This is a genomic window from Dentiradicibacter hellwigii (assembly GCF_041770905.1).
Lineage (GTDB): Bacteria > Pseudomonadota > Gammaproteobacteria > Burkholderiales > Rhodocyclaceae > Propionivibrio > Propionivibrio hellwigii.
Map to the genome: position 1 here is coordinate 1,546,409 of NZ_JBEUWX010000002.1, position 17,903 is coordinate 1,564,311.

The 17,903-nt window shown below is 52.9% G+C and carries 14 protein-coding genes; 6 read left to right on the plus strand and 8 right to left on the minus strand.

Annotated elements, in window-relative coordinates:
• Positions 1-115 precede the first annotated feature (115 nt).
• On the plus strand, positions 116-1,723 hold the full coding sequence (locus ABCS64_RS09380; protein ID WP_418891580.1) for a Re/Si-specific NAD(P)(+) transhydrogenase subunit alpha: 1,608 nt from the start codon (positions 116-118) through the stop codon (positions 1,721-1,723).
• Positions 1,724-1,741: 18 nt separating this feature from the next.
• Positions 1,742-3,169 (plus strand): Re/Si-specific NAD(P)(+) transhydrogenase subunit beta, encoded by a 1,428-nt coding sequence (gene pntB / locus ABCS64_RS09385; RefSeq protein ID WP_418891581.1) that lies wholly within the window; start codon positions 1,742-1,744, stop codon positions 3,167-3,169.
• Between the two features lie 910 nt (positions 3,170-4,079).
• Here pntB and aroB read toward each other — a convergent pair.
• The 7 genes from aroB to ABCS64_RS09420 form a co-directional block, all read right to left on the minus strand.
• Entirely contained in the window at positions 4,080-5,165 is a 1,086-nt protein-coding gene (gene aroB / locus ABCS64_RS09390; protein WP_418891582.1) for a 3-dehydroquinate synthase, read from the minus strand.
• Positions 5,153-5,689: a shikimate kinase gene (locus tag ABCS64_RS09395; protein WP_418891583.1), complete on the minus strand. Its 537-nt coding sequence runs from the start codon at positions 5,687-5,689 to the stop codon at positions 5,153-5,155. The genes aroB and ABCS64_RS09395 overlap by 13 nt, the downstream gene beginning before the upstream one ends.
• An 84-nt stretch (positions 5,690-5,773) precedes the next feature.
• Positions 5,774-7,873 (minus strand): type IV pilus secretin PilQ, encoded by a 2,100-nt coding sequence (locus tag ABCS64_RS09400; RefSeq protein WP_418891584.1) that lies wholly within the window; start codon positions 7,871-7,873, stop codon positions 5,774-5,776.
• Positions 7,870-8,391 carry a pilus assembly protein PilP gene (locus tag ABCS64_RS09405; protein ID WP_418891585.1) on the minus strand — a complete coding sequence of 174 codons (522 nt, stop codon included), beginning with the start codon at positions 8,389-8,391 and terminating at the stop codon, positions 7,870-7,872. The genes ABCS64_RS09400 and ABCS64_RS09405 overlap by 4 nt, the downstream gene beginning before the upstream one ends.
• On the minus strand, positions 8,388-9,059 hold the full coding sequence (locus tag ABCS64_RS09410; protein ID WP_418891586.1) for a type IV pilus inner membrane component PilO: 672 nt from the start codon (positions 9,057-9,059) through the stop codon (positions 8,388-8,390). Before ABCS64_RS09410 ends, ABCS64_RS09405 begins: the two co-directional genes overlap by 4 nt.
• Positions 9,056-9,634, minus strand: coding sequence for a PilN domain-containing protein (locus ABCS64_RS09415; protein ID WP_418891587.1), 579 nt, complete (start codon positions 9,632-9,634; stop codon positions 9,056-9,058). Before ABCS64_RS09415 ends, ABCS64_RS09410 begins: the two co-directional genes overlap by 4 nt.
• Positions 9,631-10,710, minus strand: coding sequence for a pilus assembly protein PilM (locus tag ABCS64_RS09420; protein WP_418891588.1), 1,080 nt, complete (start codon positions 10,708-10,710; stop codon positions 9,631-9,633). Before ABCS64_RS09420 ends, ABCS64_RS09415 begins: the two co-directional genes overlap by 4 nt.
• 193 nt (positions 10,711-10,903) lie before the next feature.
• Between ABCS64_RS09420 and ABCS64_RS09425 the strand changes: the two genes are divergently transcribed.
• Positions 10,904-13,252, plus strand: coding sequence for a penicillin-binding protein 1A (locus tag ABCS64_RS09425; protein ID WP_418891589.1), 2,349 nt, complete (start codon positions 10,904-10,906; stop codon positions 13,250-13,252).
• Positions 13,253-13,324: 72 nt separating this feature from the next.
• Here the strand turns inward: ABCS64_RS09425 and cyaY are convergent, their stop codons facing one another.
• A complete protein-coding gene (cyaY, locus tag ABCS64_RS09430; protein ID WP_418891590.1) occupies positions 13,325-13,642 on the minus strand; it encodes an iron donor protein CyaY in 318 nt (105 codons plus the stop codon).
• A 43-nt stretch (positions 13,643-13,685) separates the two neighbouring features.
• On the opposite strand from cyaY, the gene lptM reads away from it, so the two are divergent.
• The 3 genes from lptM (at position 13,686) to scpA (ending at position 17,779) form a co-directional block, all read left to right on the plus strand.
• Entirely contained in the window at positions 13,686-13,919 is a 234-nt protein-coding gene (gene lptM / locus ABCS64_RS09435; RefSeq protein ID WP_418891591.1) for an LPS translocon maturation chaperone LptM, read from the plus strand.
• On the plus strand, positions 13,916-15,160 hold the full coding sequence (lysA, locus tag ABCS64_RS09440; RefSeq protein WP_418891592.1) for a diaminopimelate decarboxylase: 1,245 nt from the start codon (positions 13,916-13,918) through the stop codon (positions 15,158-15,160). The genes lptM and lysA overlap by 4 nt, the downstream gene beginning before the upstream one ends.
• A gap of 462 nt (positions 15,161-15,622) precedes the next feature.
• Entirely contained in the window at positions 15,623-17,779 is a 2,157-nt protein-coding gene (gene scpA / locus ABCS64_RS09445; RefSeq protein WP_418891593.1) for a methylmalonyl-CoA mutase, read from the plus strand.
• Positions 17,780-17,903: the final 124 nt, after the last annotated feature.

Below are 17,903 nucleotides of genomic sequence, written 5' to 3' on the forward strand. Positions count from 1 at the left end.
TTTCGGTCGAATTTTCCGGAAGCTTCTTGTGATTTACGCACGATCATAAAAAACCTCCCGCAAGTACCCTGCCGACAATCCAAAATACCTCTGTTCTCATGACATGGAGCTTTAAATGCCACTGACTATTGGCGTGCCGCGCGAAATTTTTCCCGGCGAAAAACGGGTTGCGACTGTTCCCGATGTCGTCGAAAAGCTGATCAAGCTTGGATTCAAGGTTGCGATTGAGTCTGGCGCGGGCGAAGCAGCGAATTTCAATGACGAGACCTATCGCGCAGCCGGCGCAGACATTGTCGCCGACGCCGCCCAGCTCTGGGCTGGCGCTGACATCATTTTCAAGGTACGCGGCCCGACGGTAGAAGAAGTCGCGCTGATGCGCGAAGGCAGTACGCTGATCTCCTTCATCTGGCCCGCCCAGAATCCGGAACTCATGGAGCAACTCGCTGCCCGGAAAGCCACCGTTCTGGCCATCGACTCTCTGCCTCGCCAGCTTTCCCGCGCCCAGAAAATGGATGCGTTGACCTCGATGGCCGGCATCAGCGGCTACCGGGCCGTCATTGAAGCGGCAAATGCTTTTGGCCGTTTTTTCAATGGTCAGATTACGGCCGCCGGCAAGGTGCCTCCCGCCAAAGTGTTCATTGCCGGGGCGGGTGTCGCCGGCCTGGCGGCGATCGGCACGGCGGCCAACCTGGGCGCCATCGTGCGCGCCAACGATACGCGCGCCGAAGTCGCCGACCAAGTCAAGTCGCTGGGGGGTGAATTCGTCAAGGTAGATTACGAAGAGGACGGCTCTGGCGGCGGCGGTTACGCCAAGGTGATGAGCGAAGGCTTCCAGCAGGCGCAGCGCAAGATGTATGCCCAGCAAGCCAAGGAAGCAGACATCATCATCACGACCGCGCTGATTCCCGGCAAGCCGGCGCCCAAACTGATCACCGAAGACATGGTGAAAAGTATGAAACCGGGCAGCGTCATCGTCGATATGGCGGGCGAACAGGGTGGCAACTGCGAGCTGACCGAGCCGGGCCAGGCTATCGTCAAATATGGCGTCACGATCATCGGTTACACGGATCTGCCCAGCCGTCTGTCGAAACAGTCTTCGACACTGTACGCCACCAATCTGCTTCGTTTAACCGAAGAGTTGTGCAAGACCAAGGACGGCACCCTGAACGTTAATATGGAAGATGATGCCATTCGCGGCTTGACCGTCATCAAGAACGGCGAGATCACCTGGCCGCCCCCTCCGCTGAAACTTCCCGCGCCGCCGCCCGCCAAGCCTGCGGCCGCAGCCCCTGCGCCTGCCGCGAAAAAAGGGCATGGACACGGCGCCAGTGGAGAGCCGATGCCGGCCAGTACGCTAGCCATCATCGGCGGCATCATTGCCGTGCTCTTCGTGCTGGTCGGCCTGACGGCACCGCCCGCCTTCTTGTCGCACTTTACCGTGTTCGTGCTGGCCTGTTTCGTAGGCTATATGGTGGTTTGGAATGTCACACCTTCACTCCATACGCCGTTGATGAGCGTCACCAACGCCATTAGCAGCATCATCGCCATCGGCGCGCTGGTGCAAATCGCGCCGCCGCTCACCGACATTCCCGCCGATATCATTGCCGGCCGTTCCGTAGACTGGATCCGCTGTTTTGCCATCGGCGGCATCGTGCTGGCAACGATCAACATGTTTGGCGGCTTTGCGGTCACACAGCGCATGCTGCAAATGTTCCGCAAATAAGAAAAGGGAGAAAAACTCATGCCTACCAGTTTGGCTACTGTCGCCTATATCGGGGCCACCATCCTTTTCATTCTTTGCCTTGGCGGGCTGTCGAACCAGGAAACCGCACGACGCGGCAACCTGTACGGCGTCATCGGCATGGCAATTGCCGTCATCGCCACGGTATTTGGGCCGCGCGTCCTGAGCGCCGGGCTGCCGTGGATCATCGGTTGCATGGTCGTCGGCGGTGCAATCGGGCTGTATCTGGCGCGCGTCGTCCAGATGACACAGATGCCCGAGCTAGTCGCTTTCATGCATAGCATGGTCGGCCTGGCGGCGATGTTCATCGGTTATGCAAGCTTTATCGACCCGGCCGCCTCGGTCGGCCTTTCGCCCGCAGAGCAAACCGTGCACGAGGTTGAAATGTACGTGGGCGTTCTGATCGGCGCGGTGACTTTTTCCGGATCGGTCGTTGCCTTCGGCAAACTGTCCGGCCGCATTGGCGGAAAACCCTTTTTGCTGCCCGGCCGCCATTTGATCAATCTTGTCGGCCTGCTCGTCGTCATCTGGTATGGCCGCGAGTTCCTCAACGCGCAAAGCGTTGCCGAAGGCATTACGCCAATGGTCATCATGACGGTTATTTCGCTGCTTTTTGGCGTGCATATGGTTATGGCCATCGGCGGCGCCGACATGCCTGTCGTTGTTTCGATGCTCAATAGCTACTCAGGCTGGGCGGCGGCGGCTACCGGTTTTATGTTGTCCAACGACCTTCTGATCGTAACCGGTGCGCTGGTCGGTTCGAGCGGCGCCATTTTGTCGTACATCATGTGTAATGCCATGAACCGCAACTTCCTCAGCGTCATCAGCGGCGGCTTCGGTTCGGGCGGCAATGCGTCCAAACCGGCGTCGGGCGGCGACGCGGCGCCAGCGGGTGAAACGACACCGATCTCGGCCGCGGAAACTGCCGAGCTTCTGAGCGAAGCCAAAAATGTCATCATCGTCCCCGGTTACGGCATGGCCGTTGCTCAGGCACAGCATAGCGTCTATGAAATTACGCGCGTCCTGCGCGAGCGTGGCGTCAATGTCCGCTTTGGCATCCACCCGGTGGCGGGACGGATGCCCGGCCACATGAATGTTCTGCTCGCCGAAGCCAAAGTGCCCTACGATATCGTGCTTGAAATGGACGAGATCAATGACGACTTTGCCGACACGGATGTCGCCATCGTGATTGGCGCCAACGATATCGTCAATCCGGCTGCGCAAGAAAATCCGAACAGCCCGATCGCGGGTATGCCGATTCTCGAAGTATGGAAAGCAAAGACATCGATTGTCATGAAGCGCAGTATGGCTTCCGGCTATGCCGGTGTCGATAACCCGCTGTTCTACAAAGAGAACAACCGGATGCTTTTTGGCGATGCCAAGAAAATGCTGGACGAGGTACTCAATACGCTCAACGCGTCCAAATAAAATGCCGTCTGCCTGCGGCAGACACCTCGAAGACAATCGAACCAAGGGCTTCCATCTTTCATGGAAGCCCTTGTTTTATGGCATTTCGGAGGAGGCGCCCGGAAGCCCTTTATCCATACGAATTTCAGAGAGGCATGCCCGCAAATGCCCTATCCACGCGGGTTCTGGAGCGCCCCAAAAGCCTCTCGCACTTTGGGAAAAGGATTTAGAGAAGGGCAAGGCGGTAAAAAGAGCGTCAAGGGCAAAAAAGGTAGAAAAAGTGCCGAGCGCAAAATCAAACCCCATCTGAAATAAAGAAACCGAAGCCTTCGGCTTGCTACGCTCTCCGCCCCTGCGGGGCATCTGCCTCACAGTGGGAGAATTAAAAACCCATCGACCGCCTACGCTATATCGCTCCGTTACGCCCTCCTAAAGAGGATGCCCGAAAGCCAGCGTATTTGGGGCATTTCAGAGAAGGGTTCCCGCAAGCCCTTTATTTACGGGCATCTCAGAGGGGATGCTCTGGAACTCTTGTAAACAGAGCATCTCCGAGCACCTGCCCGCCAGTCCTTTATTTATAAGGGTTCCAGAGTACCCTGCCCTGAGATCCTTTATCCATACGAATTTCAGAGAGGCATGCCCGCAAATGCCCTATCCACGGGGAGTTCAGGGCGCCCATATTTAGGACATTTAAAACATAGCGGACCGACTTTGCAAAAGACAAGGCGGCGGAACCGCAGACAGTACACTCAGCACAGCAAGGCGAGCCAGCGCCGTATTCTGGCAAAGGAAACCGCCATATTCAGAAGGGCTGCCCGGAGATCCTTTACCACGCGGAATTTAGGGCGCCTAGTTTCCGACCAGGGGAGTGAGGCCACCTGACGCGCAAACCCGTTGCCAAGCATGCCGCCGCGACACAATGTACGAGTGGCTAAGAGCGTGCGCAGATTGCGTTGCTAATTGCCGTCGGCGTCGCCGTATCAACGATAAGCGCCTCACCCAGCCGTTTGAGCAGCACCAATCGCATTTTCCCGCCCTGTACTTTTTTGTCACGCCACATCAGTTCAAGGTAGCGATCCACCGGCATGGCCGGACCGCGCACGGGCAAGCCAATGCGCACGAACAGTTGCTCGATGCGCGCAATATCGCCGCGTGACAGCCAGCCCTGATCGGCAGAGAGCTCGGCTGCCATCAATATACCGGCAGCAACCGCTTCTCCATGCAACCATGCACCATAGCCCAGCCCTGTTTCGATAGCATGGCCGAAAGTATGGCCTAGATTAAGCAAGGCGCGTTCGCCATGTTCCTGTTCATCGTTGGCCACAATCTCGGCCTTGTGTTGACACGAGCGATAAATGGCGTATTCGAGTGCGGCAGAATCCTTGTTCAACAGGGCATCTAGATGCGTTTCCAGCCAGTCCAGAAACGCCATATCCCGAATCAGCGCGTACTTGATGACTTCCGCCAGTCCCGCGCGCAATTCACGATCCGGTAAGGTTTTCAGCACATCCGTATCCGCCAATACCAGGTGAGGTTGATAAAACGCACCAATCATGTTTTTGCCCAGGGGATGATTGATTGCCGTCTTACCCCCCACGGAAGAATCCACCTGCGCCAGCAGCGTCGTTGGAATTTGGATAAACGGGATGCCACGCTGATAACACGCAGCGGCAAATCCTGTCATATCACCCACCACGCCACCGCCCAGTGCGATCAGGGTAGTCGAACGCTCACAACGCCCTACCAGCAAAGCGTCGAAAATCATATTCAGCGTTTCCCAGTTCTTATAGATCTCGCCATCCGGCAGAATCGTTTCCGCTGACACGGTAATACCCAGACGTTCCATCAAAGTGCGCAGCGTTGGCAAATACAGCGGCGCAACGGTGACATTACTGACGATAGCCACCCGATGTACCGACTGAAAATATCCGGATAGCAGCCGCTTACTGCCCAGCAGACCCGCACCGATCAAAATCGAATAGGTGCGCGCGCCAAGCGCCACATTTAGCGATTCCATCGTTCGCTGACCTCCTTAACGAGTAACTGAACCACAGAACGTATATTTCCCCGTCTTTCATTGACCACAAAATCGGCGACTTCCTGGTAAAGCGGATGGCGGCTCACAAACAATTCCTGTAATTTCTGCAAGGGATCTTTTACCTTTAGTAGCGGACGGTTTTTATCATTGCGCGTACGTTCCCATAAGACATGCGGCGGTGCATTCAGATAAACGACAAAGCCATTTTTCTGGAGATTTTTCCGGTTTTCTTCATGCAAGATTACCCCTCCGCCTGTCGCTAGGACATACCCATTCAGTGCCGTTAAATCTTTGATTATCCGTGCCTCGCGTTTGCGAAACCCTTCTTCACCTTCAATTTCGAATATCGTTGAAATATTTACACCTGTACGACTTTCGATCTCTCGATCAGAATCCACGAAGTCCAGCCCCAGACGACGAGATAACATACGGCCAACCGTCGTCTTACCTGCGCCCATCAATCCAACCAGAAAAATATTCTTTGTTTCGTACTTTTTTTCCATAAAAGCATTTTACCGCATGCTTTTTCTGCTTTTTTAGGGCATAAAAAACCGGCCTTGCGGCCGGTTTTTTGCTTTAAGAGTTGGTCAGCGAATAGACAGCCCTTCCGCCATAATTCTCGGTGTAATAAATACCAGCAATTCTGTTTTGTCGTCGATCCATTCTCGGTTCTTAAACAGCCAACCGATGTAGGGCAAATCTCCCAAGAGTGGAATACGGTTGGTATTGCTGCTCGTGGTTTGCGTATAAATACCGCCAATTACCACCGTCCCGCCGTTATCCACCAAAACTTCCGTCTTGACGTGCTTGGTGTCAATAGCCACACCTGAACCGGTTGAAAGCGAGGTATTCGGCGTATCTTTGTTGATATCCAGAATCATGGCTACCTTGCCATCAGGCGTAATCTGTGGCTTAACTTTCAGCGACAGGTTTGCCTTCTTGAAAGATACACTCGTAGCACCAGAACTACTCGCTTCCTGATAAGGAATTTCCACGCCCTGTTCAATCAGCGCTTCGTTCTGGTTTGAGGTCATCACACGCGGGCTGGAAATAATCTTACCTTTGCCATCCGCTTCCAGCGCCGAGATTTCGGCAGTAATAAACCGCGACATACCTCTATTAAATAGCGTCAGCGCATAGCTACCTGCATTGGAGGCACGCGGCGTTGCTGGCAAGTTAACAGAACCTTTGTGCCCAGTGTAATTATTTGCGATAAACGCCTTGTCAGTTGGCTTAAACGTATAAGTAAGGTTACCAGTATTTGAATCTTTCTTCGTTTCCAGTTCCACTGCGCCCATAGACAGGCGAATTCCCAAGTTTTTGGCAAAAGAGTCACCCGCTTCGACAATACGCGCTTCGATCATCACCTGACGCAGAGGAATATCGATCTGAGCAAGCATCGTACGAATATCTTCAATTCGTTTCTGCGTATCCTTGATGATCATGATGTTTGAGCGGCTATCCAGCAACACGCTACCTCGCTTCGAAAGCATGCTTTGCTTGGGATCAATCATCAGTTTGCGCAACTCTTCGCCCTTAACATAATTCATCGTGAAAGTTTCGGTGACAAGTGGCTCCAAGTCATCAAGCTGCGCTCTCGCCTCATAAGCGAGTTTTTCTTTGGCAGCAAACTCTTCACGCGGCGCAACCAGAATGACATTCCCGTTCTTGCGCATATCAAGATCTTTTTGCTTCAAGATGATATCCAGCGCCTGATCCCAGGGAACATCTTTCAGAATCAGCGTAATCGATCCGCTCACAGAATCGCTTACCACAATATTCATTCCAGTGAATTCACCAATTACCTGCAACAGACGGCGAACTTCGACATTCTGGAAGTTTAATGAAAGTTTTTCACCCTGATAGCCGCCGCGAGTCCCTTGAACCAATTTGGTCGGGTCAACGATAACTTTTCTAACCTCAATCACAAACTGGCCATCGCTTTGATAAGCATTGTGTTCCCATAATCCGTGCGAGTTAATCTTGATTCGCGCATTAGCACCATCCTGAAGCGTGTCAACCGAAACGACAGGTGTTGCAAAATCGGTAACATCCAGACGCTTACGTAGTGAATCCGGCACATTAGTTTTCAGGAAAATAGCGGAAAGTTCCTTTCCATGCTGGCGAATATCAATCCCGGCATTAGGATCGCTAAGATTTACAATAATTCTACCTTCGCCATCCTTTCCGCGGCGAAATGCGATATCACGAATAATATTTGAAGTCAGCAATGACGGCGCCTGAGAAAAATGCTCAACCTTCGAGATAACGCCACTCGTCGATTCGTTACCAGGATTGGGCGTCAAGCTCACGATCAGATTATTGCCATCCAAATGGCTTTCATACGCCGCCATCTTCAGCAGGTTCAGAACGACGCGCGTTTTTCCAGCGGCCTGGGCAATATTGACACTACGCAAATCACCTTCCTTATAGGTCTGCGAGTTTTTTCCCAAACCATTGGTTGTATTCAACAGATCAAACGCAATCCGCGCGGGATTTGCCACACTAAAATTTGGTGGAACCGCCGTTAGTGCATCCCTGAAAGTCATTCTGACATTTAGCGTCGCACCTTGCTGCGCAACCGCAATCGATTCAAGCGAATTAGGTGGTGCATCTTGTGCGTGCACCGGAATGGCCATAAACAGGGTTGCAACCAGGCCAAGAAAATACCGTTTGATTTGATTCACTTTCCACCCTCCTGTTCTTGCAGCTGCAACGAACTGTCTCTTTCAGTCCAGTCGCCAACCGGATCTTGTACCAGTTCTTTCAATAAAACTTCGGTCTCGTTGATTTTTGTAATCACTCCAAAGTCTTGTCCCATGTAATTTCCCGTCCTTACCTGATACAGCGCATCATCAACCTGAATCAAAGCATAGGTTTTCTTTTTCTTCGTCATGAAGCCTACATATTTCAGCGACTCCAAAGGATAGGCTTCCAGCGGTTCTTTCGGACGATCCATATCCGGACGCAGTCCCCCTCCCTCTTTTTTCTTTTCTGCACCAATTATTTTTCCAGGTTTGAAAGGATCAAGAAGGTTGCCCACATCGTAGGGCACAGGTTCATAGGGTTTAACCTGCGGCAAAGGCGGCACTTTCCCTCGGAGATCTTTTGAGGCATCAGCCATCCAGGCGCGCAAATCGCTATGCTCTTCACTGGCGCAGCCGGCCAGAATTACCGCTATGACTGCAACAAGGATATGTTTCATTTTCTCCCGCCCTTGGCAGCTTGAGCCGCTTTTTTATTTGCGGCAATTTCTTCTTCATCAAGATAACGGAACGTCCGCGCAACGGCATCCATTACCAGACTATCGTCCTTGGCCTGTTTATTTACACCAATCGAAATATTGCTCAACGCCACGATTCTTGACAAGGCGGCAATATCACCAGCAAATGCCCCAAAATCATGGTATACCCCTGTCAGACGCACGCTAATCGGCAATTCAGCATAGAAATCCTTGACAATCTCGGCATTTGGCTTGAACAGCTCAAACTGAAGTCCGCGCCCCATTCCTGACTGGTTGATCTCAACCAAAAGCGATTCCACTTCCGCCTTGCTAGGCAGCTGCTTGAGAAGTGCCCCAAATGAACGATCAATCTCATTAAGTTGTTGTGTATAAAGATCCAGATTCACTGCTTGGCCTTTTTTTGCAATGAATTCATCTTTGAGTTTTAACTCTTCTTGCTGGCGCTGATCCAATTCGTCCAGCTGATCTTTCCACAAGAACCACCACCCCCCCAGCAAAATAAAACACAGCACGCCAACTAGAACAGCAATTCGCGGAGCCGCAGGCCATGCACCGACATCCTGATTTAAATTACGAAAGTCATCAGCAATTGATTGAAAATCAATCTTCTGGGAAGTAAGAGAACTCATTTTACCCCCTCATCCTGTTTATCCTGTTGTGGCTGTTCCCGCTTCATTGACAATTCCAACGTAAACTCATTCAGCCGCCGTTTATCTACCGTCGAAGCCTTGATCTCGATCAACTGGGGATTCGTCAGCCACGGTGACGCCTCAACATTCCGCATCAACGTCGAAACGCGGGCATTTGATTGCGTAAAGCCATTGAGCGTAACTTTTTCACCGACTTGTTTGAGTGAGCGGATATACACACCTTCTGGCATCTGCTTTGTTAACTCACTCAACAAATGGACAGCATCCGCACGGTCTTGCTGCAATGACTCAATGATCTGTTTACGCGCAAGCAATGCCTGAATCTGCTCTTTGAGGCGTTTGATTTGTTCGATTTCTTTATCAAGAACAGCAATTTCTTTTTTCAGGAAATCATTTCTGCTTTCCTGTGCAGAGATATAACCATTGATAATGGTATACCCCAAAAACACCATCAAGCAGGCCAACACCCCAACCAAACCAAGCGACACATAAAACTGTTGCCGTTTAGCCTTGCGCTTCTCTTCCCGATGAGGAAGTAAGTTGATGCGTATCATTCGTCAAACCTCCGAAGCGCGAGGCCGCAAGCCGTTACTAACGATGAAGCATCCGCCAGCAAACGCTTGGTGGAAACCTTGCCAGAAAAAGTCATGCCGGAAAATGGGTTAGCCACACGCGTATTTGCCTGGGTACGCGTAGCCACCGCTCCTTCTGCGCCAGGCAAAGCCGCACAGCCCCCAGATAACACAATATAATCGACTTTGGAAAACTGAGTTGAAGTAAAGAAAAACTGCAGCGCCCGAGAAACTTCAAGTGCCATATTTTCGACAAACGGATGAAGCAATTCGGTTTCGTAATTTTCCGGGAGATTATTGCGCCGCTTTTCTGCCTCAGCCTCCTCAAATGCCATTCCAAACAGACGGGCAATATCCTGAGTCAATTGATTGCCGCCAAAAGCCTGCTCTCTGGCATAAAGTTGCTGCCCATCTTTCAAGACCATAAGATTCGTCGTATTGGCACCAATATCTACTACGGCAATAACACACCCCTTGCCGCCGCTGGGCAACTGTTGCTCAATCAGTTCCAGCGCAGAAAGAACAGCATAAGATTCAACATCCATTACGGCGGTTTTTAATCCGGCCGCCTCAACTACCGCCACGCGATCCTCGACCTTCTCCTTGCGCGAAGCAGCAATCAACACTTCGACTTCATCTGGTGACGACGGCGCAACCCCCAACACTTGAAAGTCTAAATTCACCTCTTCAAGTGCAAAGGGGATATATTGGCTAGCCTCAGATTCCACTTGTACTTCAAGCTCATCTTCGCGCATCCCGGCCGGCACAATAATCTTTTTAGTGATTACGTGTGAGGGAGGCAACGCGACAGCTACAGAACGCGTCGAGGAATCCAGACGCTTCCAGGCTAATCGCACAGTATCAGCTGTCGCCTCAAGGTTGACGATATTGCCGTCGGCAACTGCGTCTCTTGGCAACATCTCAATTGCATAACGCTCGACGCGATAGCCTTTCTTGCCGTCAACCGACGGCTCGACCATCTTGATTGCAGACGAGCTAATGTCCAGCCCGATGAGGGATCGGGACTGCGAACCTAAAAATGGCAGACCGAGTTGCAAGATTTTACTCCTTGCTAGAAAAACCCTTGGATAATTTATAGTTAGATTGTTTATCGATAATCTGCTTTAGATGCTAACAGCAAGCCTTAAGATATGTAAAGCGAATTTTATGAAAAAAACACAAATCGTCGCTTTGTCGCCACACCCCTAACCACTGATGATATCGGTAAGCATCTTATTTATAATATGAGAGATGGTACCTTTTAACTTTTCGGACAAAACTTTACCCAGCGTTTCCCGCTGGGTACTTTATGGTTTTATGGTCGTCATCGGCGCCATTGCCGTCGTTGCAGGTATGGTTGCCGTCGTTCTGGCGCTCACCTACCCCAACCTACCCTCGCTGGATATTCTCACCGACTATCAGCCCAAAATTCCTTTGCGCGTCTACTCAGCTGACGATCATCTAATCGGCGAATTTGGCGAAGAACGACGGGCTTTCGTGCATATCGGAGATATTCCCGAGGTCATGAAACAAGCGATCCTGGCGGCCGAAGACGACCGTTTTTATCAGCATGGCGGCATCGACGCCACTGGGGTACTACGCGCGATCATTCAGAATATTCTGGGCGGTGCTAAAAAACAGGGGGCATCGACCATCACGCAACAGGTCGCCCGTAATTTCTACCTATCACCGGAAAAAACTTACCTCCGCAAGATCTACGAAGCGCTACTCGCCTTCAAAATCGAAGCAAATCTCAGCAAAGATCAGATTTTCGAGCTATACATCAACCAGATTTTTCTCGGGCACCGTGCCTATGGCTTTGCTGCCGCCTCGCAGATCTATTACGGCAAACCACTCAAGGAAATCACCACGGCCGAAGCCGCCATGCTCGCCGGGCTCCCAAAAGCGCCGTCGGCTTTCAACCCGATTGTCAACCCGCAGCGCGCCCGCCTTCGACAGCAATATGTACTACGTCGCATGCGCGAACTCGGCTTCATTACTGATCAGCAACACAAAGAAGCGCTCGACCAAACACTGGTCATCAAGCGTGAACCCAGCGGTTTCTCCATGCATGCTGAATACGTTGCGGAAATGGCGCGCCAGATGGTCGTCGAACAGTTCCCGGACGGCGTCTATCAGCACGGCTTAAAGGTCTATACGACAATTCGTAAAGAAGACCAGGATGCGGCCTACGACAGTTTGCGCAAGGGCGTACTCGACTACGACCGGCGCCACGGCTATCGCGGCGCCGAAGCCTACGTGGACTTGAGCGAAATCAAATCCGACCAGGATGAAACCTTGGACGAGCTTTTGCAGGACTTTGAAGATTCGCCCGACCTGCATCCGGCAATCGTGCTCGAAGCCAGCACCAAGCAAATTCGCGCCTACCGGCACGGCGGCGAGATCGTCACTCTAGCGGGCAATGAGCTCAGACCAGCGCTTAGAATGCTCGACAGCAAAGCGCCGGCGAACAAACGCCTGCGGCGTGGCGCCGTTATCCGCCTACAATCAGACAGCAAAAATAAATGGCGCATCACGCAAATGCCGGATGTTGAAGCTGCCTTCATTGCCGCTGACCCGCAGACAGGCGCCATTCGCGCACTCGTCGGTGGCTTTGACTTCAACCGCAACAAGTTCAACCATGCCACCCAAGCATGGCGACAGCCGGGATCGAGCTTCAAGCCGTTTATTTATTCCGGCTCGCTTGAAAAAGGTTTTACGGCCGCCTCGGTCATCGACGACAGCCCCATCAGTATTCCCGCCTCCGTAACCGGCAGCCAGGCCTGGGAACCGAAAAACTACGATGGCCGTTATGATGGGCCGATGCGTATGCGTACAGCGCTCGCCCGATCCAAGAATATGGTGTCGATCCGCCTGCTGCAAGCCAGTGGGGTCAATTTCATCCAGGATTACGTGACCCGTTTCGGCTTTGAGTCCAGCAAACATCCGCCTTATCTCACTATGGCGCTTGGCGCAGGCTCGGTGACACCTTGGCAAATGGTCACAGCTTACTCGGTATTCGCCAATGGCGGCCACCGCATCCAGCCGTATATCGTCAGCGAAATCCGCGATGCCAGGGATCAGGTCATAGCGCAGGCGCGGCCTGTCAAGGCCGCTGATGCGCCGCTGGTCATCGATCCACGCAACGCCTATATCATGGATAGCATGATGCGCGACGTGACTATTTACGGCACTGCTGGCCGCGCCGCAGCAACACTCAAACGGCGTGATCTGGCAGGCAAAACAGGCACGACAAACGATCACGTCGATGCCTGGTTCTGCGGGTATCAGCGCACCATCGTCGGCTGTTCCTGGATCGGCTTCGACCAGCCCAAAAATATGGGGCGAGGAGAGACCGGCGGTACGACGGCGCTCCCTATCTGGATCGGCTACATGAAAACAGCGCTTAAAAATGTTCCGCAGACTTTCCTGCCGCAACCGCCAGGATTAGTTTCCGTTGAAACGCCGTGGTCAAGCCGGGAAATTTTCTATAAGGAAAACGTGCCCGATCTCACACCACCCGAGCCTGAACCTGACAGTCCTGTAGAAGAAGATACGCAGAACGACCCTATTTACGATCACCTGCAGCAGTTCCACTGACCACTACACAGAACCACACAAACACGCGACAAAACGGTTATGCCGAATTAGGCAATTTGCTGTTTGCACGCTTCAGGCCAGATTGACACTCTCACCTGCCTGCGCAGACGCCAGCTGGGCAAGCGAACTCATTAGCTCCGTCCCATCTCGGGTATCATGCCACGCCGCCCCATCCCAGCGAAAGTGATAACCACCAGAACGCGCCGCCACCCACAACTCTTGGGCTGCCAAGTGGCGGTTCACCACAATTTTGCTGTTATCGGCAAACTCGATCTCAATGATACCGTCCCCCACCCAAGCGTAATCAAGGTCAGCCCCACTTGCCTCCAATGCCGATTCGATTCGCGCCAAGGCAACATCGGCCAACGCATTAAATTCTGCTTCAGTCATCCTATGCTACCATCCAGGTTCTGATTAATTCCGCTTGATACCCATGTTTCCAAAACCTGCGCATACTTCGCATGCGCATTTTCCCGCACGGCGCTCACTAAGGATTTCTCGGTGTTTCTCACTTCTTCTGCCCGTGATTGCCGTCGCCTGCGGCGTCAGTGCCTGCGGTACGCGAGGCCCGCTGACACTCCCGCCCCAGTCGGCACAAAAGGCCGCACCCCCTGCACCAACACCGACAAATACTAACACCAATACCCCACAGGACGCGTCCCGATGAACGCCTTCACGCTGAAAAACGGTCAGCTATACGCCGAATCTGTCGCCCTGTCCGATATTGCCGCCCGCTTTGGCACACCCTGCTATGTCTACTCACGCACAGCGCTGGAAGCGGCACTTGACGAATATCTGCAAGAATTAATGGGCGTCGATGCACTTGTCTGTTTCGCCGTCAAGGCCAACGGCAATCTCGCTATTCTTGATGTTTTTTCCCGTCTCGGTGCGGGCTTTGACATTGTTTCAGGCGGCGAACTCAAACGAGTTCTGGCAGCCGATGGCGACCCGAAGAAGGTGGTCTTTTCCGGCGTCGGCAAGTCGCGCGAAGAAATGAAGCTGGCGCTCGAACACAATATTTTTTGTTTCAACGTCGAATCAGCGCCCGAACTTGAGCGGCTCAATGAAGTCGCTGGTGTGCTGGGAAAAAAAGCGCCCATCAGCTTGCGTGTCAATCCCAACGTCGATCCCAAAACACATCCGTATATTTCTACCGGCCTCAAGAAGAACAAGTTTGGCGTGGCCTATGATGATGCGCTTTCCCTTTACCAGCACGCAGTGACATTGCCGAATCTTGAAATCACTGGCATCGATTGCCATATCGGCTCGCAACTGCTCGATCCTTCGCCGTTCGCCGAAGCGCTCGACAAAATTCTGATACTCGTCGATCAGCTTGCCTCTAACGGCATCCAACTGCGCCACATCGACCTGGGTGGCGGCCTCGGTATCCGCTACAAGGATGAGCAGGAACCAACTGTCAAAAGCTATCTGCAGCCTCTACTGACAAAGCTCAAAGGACGCGGTCTAAAAATCATCCTGGAGCCTGGTCGCCGCCTGGTCGGCAATGCCGGCGTTTTGCTCACCAAAATTGAATATCTCAAGCCCGGCGAGGCAAAAAATTTCGCCATTGTCGACGCCGCCATGAATGACCTTGCCCGGCCAGCGCTCTACGACGCCTGGCATGAAATCGTTCCGGTTCAACCACGCCATGATGCACCACGCACATGGGAAATTGTCGGCCCCATCTGCGAAACGGGCGATTTTATTGGTCATGACCGTTCTCTTGCGCTGAAAGCCGGCGATCTGCTTGCTGTTCTTTCGGCGGGCGCATACGGCATGACCATGAGTTCAAACTACAATTCGCGCCCGCGCGCCGCTGAGGTTATGGTTGATGGCAGCATCGTGCATCTGATTCGTCACCGTGAAACCGAGGAAGCACTGTACGCCCTGGAGTCCCGGCTTCCCTGACATTTTTTCCGTCCTTCGCCGGCCATACCTAAACAATGGCTACGGATTAATCACTGACTACCCTTTAAGCTGCTAAACGACTGTCTGCCACATCCATCTTGGATACGGCACGTAGTCTTGTGCAGATCATTCCCGTCAATTTGCCGATCAGTAAACGGCCTCCGCACAGTACCACGGTACTTAGCTACTAGCGCCCAAGAATATTCCGCCGTTGCACCACAACAGGACAGATCGTTATCGCTCGAGGCACATTACGGCAGGGCTTGTGGCTTTCCACATTTTGTATCGCATCTCCTTGTCCGACCACAAGCGATACAGTAGGATTAATCGTTACAGGCGCGTTTTGATAGTCTGTAATGCCGTATTGATTCTGCGCTTTGGTATCACCGCGCTTTTGTCCGATACGGCGGATTGCATCTCAAGTTGAAAACGAAAAGTTTTCATTTCCTGAAAGGTAAAGTCATGTCCAATGATAAATTTTCCGATTCGTCCAATCTGGACGCCTGGCAAAAAGCAGCAACCAAATCCGCCCCAGGCGGCGATGTTGCCAAACTGAACTGGGTCACTTCCGAAGGCATCGTCGTCAAGCCGCTCTACACGAAGGCGGACGTCGCCAACCTGCCCTACTCGGATACCTTGCCCGGCCTGCCCCCCTACATCCGTGGCCCACAGGCCACCATGTATGCCGTGCGTCCATGGACCATCCGCCAATACGCCGGTTTCTCGACCGCGGAAGCCTCCAATGCGTTTTACCGCAAGGCACTGGCTGCCGGTGGTCAGGGCGTTTCGGTTGCCTTCGACCTGGCAACGCACCGCGGCTATGACTCCGACAACGCTCGCGTTGTCGGTGACGTCGGTAAAGCTGGCGTAGCCGTTGATTCCGTTGAAGACATGAAGATCCTGTTCAACGGCATTCCGCTCGACAAGATCTCCGTCTCAATGACCATGAACGGTGCGGTACTTCCGGTACTGGCCGGCTACGTCGTTGCTGCCGAAGAACAAGGCGTCAAGCAAGAGCAACTGACCGGCACGATCCAAAATGACATCCTCAAAGAGTTCATGGTGCGGAATACCTACATCTATCCGCCCAAGCCCTCAATGAAGATCATCTCGGACATCTTCGCCTATACCTCGAAGAACATGCCGAAGTTCAACTCAATCTCGATCTCCGGCTACCATATCTCCGAAGCAGGTGCTAACCAAGCGCTTGAACTGGCCTTTACGCTTGCCGATGGTAAAGAATACGTGCAAACCGGCATCAACGCGGGGATGGACGTCGACGTTTTCGCAGGTCGTCTGTCCTTCTTCTGGGCCGTCGGCATGAATTTCTATCTGGAAATTGCCAAAATGCGCGCCGCGCGTCTGCTGTGGCACCGCATCATGAGCGGCTTCGGCGCCAAGAACGCCAAGTCCATGATGCTGCGTACGCACAGCCAGACTTCCGGCTGGTCGCTGACCGAACAGGATCCGTACAACAACGTGATCCGTACCACCATCGAAGCGATGGCGGCGGTATTTGGTGGCACGCAGTCCCTGCACACCAATGCGCTCGACGAAGCGATCGCCCTGCCGACGGAATTCTCGGCACGCATCGCGCGTAACACGCAAATCATCATTCAGGAAGAAACCCACATCTGCAACGTCGTCGACCCGTGGGCCGGTTCCTACATGATGGAAAAACTGACTCAGGACATGGCCGACAAGGCTTGGGCCATCATCGAGCAGATCGACAAGATGGGCGGCATGGTCAAGGCGGTCGAATCGGGCTGGGCGAAGATGGAAGTCGAAAAGTGCGCAGCCGAAACCCAGGCGCTGATCGATTCCGGCAAAAAAGTCATCGTCGGCGTCAACAAGTACAAGCTGGCCAAGGAAGCCGAAATCGAAATTCTCGATATCGACAACTTTGCCGTGCGCGAATCGCAGATTGCTCGCCTCAAGAAGATTCGCGAAACCCGCGACAACACTGCAGTCAACGCAGCACTTGCGGCGCTTACCAAGTGTGCTGAAACCGGTGAAGGCAACTTGCTCGACCTGACGATCAAGGCCATGCGCCTGCGCGCCACGGTCGGTGAAGTCTCGGATGCGCTGGAAAAGGTCTTCGGCCGTTACCGCGCCAACAATCAAACCATCTCTGGCGTTTACGGAGGCATCGTGGCTGGCGAAAGTGATTGGGAAAGTATCAAGGCGGATATCGAGAAATTTGCTGCCAAGGAAGGCCGTCGTCCGCGTATCATGGTCGCCAAGCTCGGTCAGGACGGTCACGACCGTGGGGCGAAGGTGGTTGCTACCGCCTATGCTGACCTTGGTTTCGACGTCGATGTCGGTCCGCTGTTCCAGACACCGGAAGAAGCTGCTCGCCTGGCTATTGAAAACGACGTGCACGCCGTTGCCTGCTCGTCACTGGCTGCCGGCCACAAAACACTAGTTCCGCAACTTGTTAAGGCGCTGAAGGATCAAGGTGCTGACGATATCGTGGTTTTTGCTGGCGGCGTTATCCCGGTACAAGACTACGATGCGCTGTATGCTGGCGGCGCCAAGGCCGTATTTGGTCCTGGTACCCGTATTGAAGACTCCGCCCGCAAGGTGCTGGAAGAAATCATTAAGGCCAACAGAAAGTAATTTTGTTTTATCTGGCCAAACTCCGGGGGTCTCCGCCGGAGTTTGGCTTTTTTTCTTTTTTGACGGCGATGTGCTCAGTTGCCGTCAGAACTAAAAGCAGTACTAACGAGATAGCTGAATAAAA

What these genes read in the sequence shown, in the direction of transcription:
- ABCS64_RS09380 (WP_418891580.1), top strand. Translation starts at nt 116, where the DNA reads ATGCCACTGACTATTGGCGTGCCGCGCGAAATTTTTCCCGGCGAAAAA.
- pntB (WP_418891581.1), top strand. Translation starts at nt 1,742, where the DNA reads ATGCCTACCAGTTTGGCTACTGTCGCCTATATCGGGGCCACCATCCTT.
- aroB (WP_418891582.1), bottom strand. Translation starts at nt 5,165, where the DNA reads ATGGAATCGCTAAATGTGGCGCTTGGCGCGCGCACCTATTCGATTTTG.
- ABCS64_RS09395 (WP_418891583.1), bottom strand. Translation starts at nt 5,689, where the DNA reads ATGGAAAAAAAGTACGAAACAAAGAATATTTTTCTGGTTGGATTGATG.
- ABCS64_RS09405 (WP_418891585.1), bottom strand. Translation starts at nt 8,391, where the DNA reads ATGAAACATATCCTTGTTGCAGTCATAGCGGTAATTCTGGCCGGCTGC.
- ABCS64_RS09410 (WP_418891586.1), bottom strand. Translation starts at nt 9,059, where the DNA reads ATGAGTTCTCTTACTTCCCAGAAGATTGATTTTCAATCAATTGCTGAT.
- ABCS64_RS09415 (WP_418891587.1), bottom strand. Translation starts at nt 9,634, where the DNA reads ATGATACGCATCAACTTACTTCCTCATCGGGAAGAGAAGCGCAAGGCT.
- ABCS64_RS09425 (WP_418891589.1), top strand. Translation starts at nt 10,904, where the DNA reads ATGGTACCTTTTAACTTTTCGGACAAAACTTTACCCAGCGTTTCCCGC.
- cyaY (WP_418891590.1), bottom strand. Translation starts at nt 13,642, where the DNA reads ATGACTGAAGCAGAATTTAATGCGTTGGCCGATGTTGCCTTGGCGCGA.
- lptM (WP_418891591.1), top strand. Translation starts at nt 13,686, where the DNA reads ATGTTTCCAAAACCTGCGCATACTTCGCATGCGCATTTTCCCGCACGG.
- lysA (WP_418891592.1), top strand. Translation starts at nt 13,916, where the DNA reads ATGAACGCCTTCACGCTGAAAAACGGTCAGCTATACGCCGAATCTGTC.
- scpA (WP_418891593.1), top strand. Translation starts at nt 15,623, where the DNA reads ATGTCCAATGATAAATTTTCCGATTCGTCCAATCTGGACGCCTGGCAA.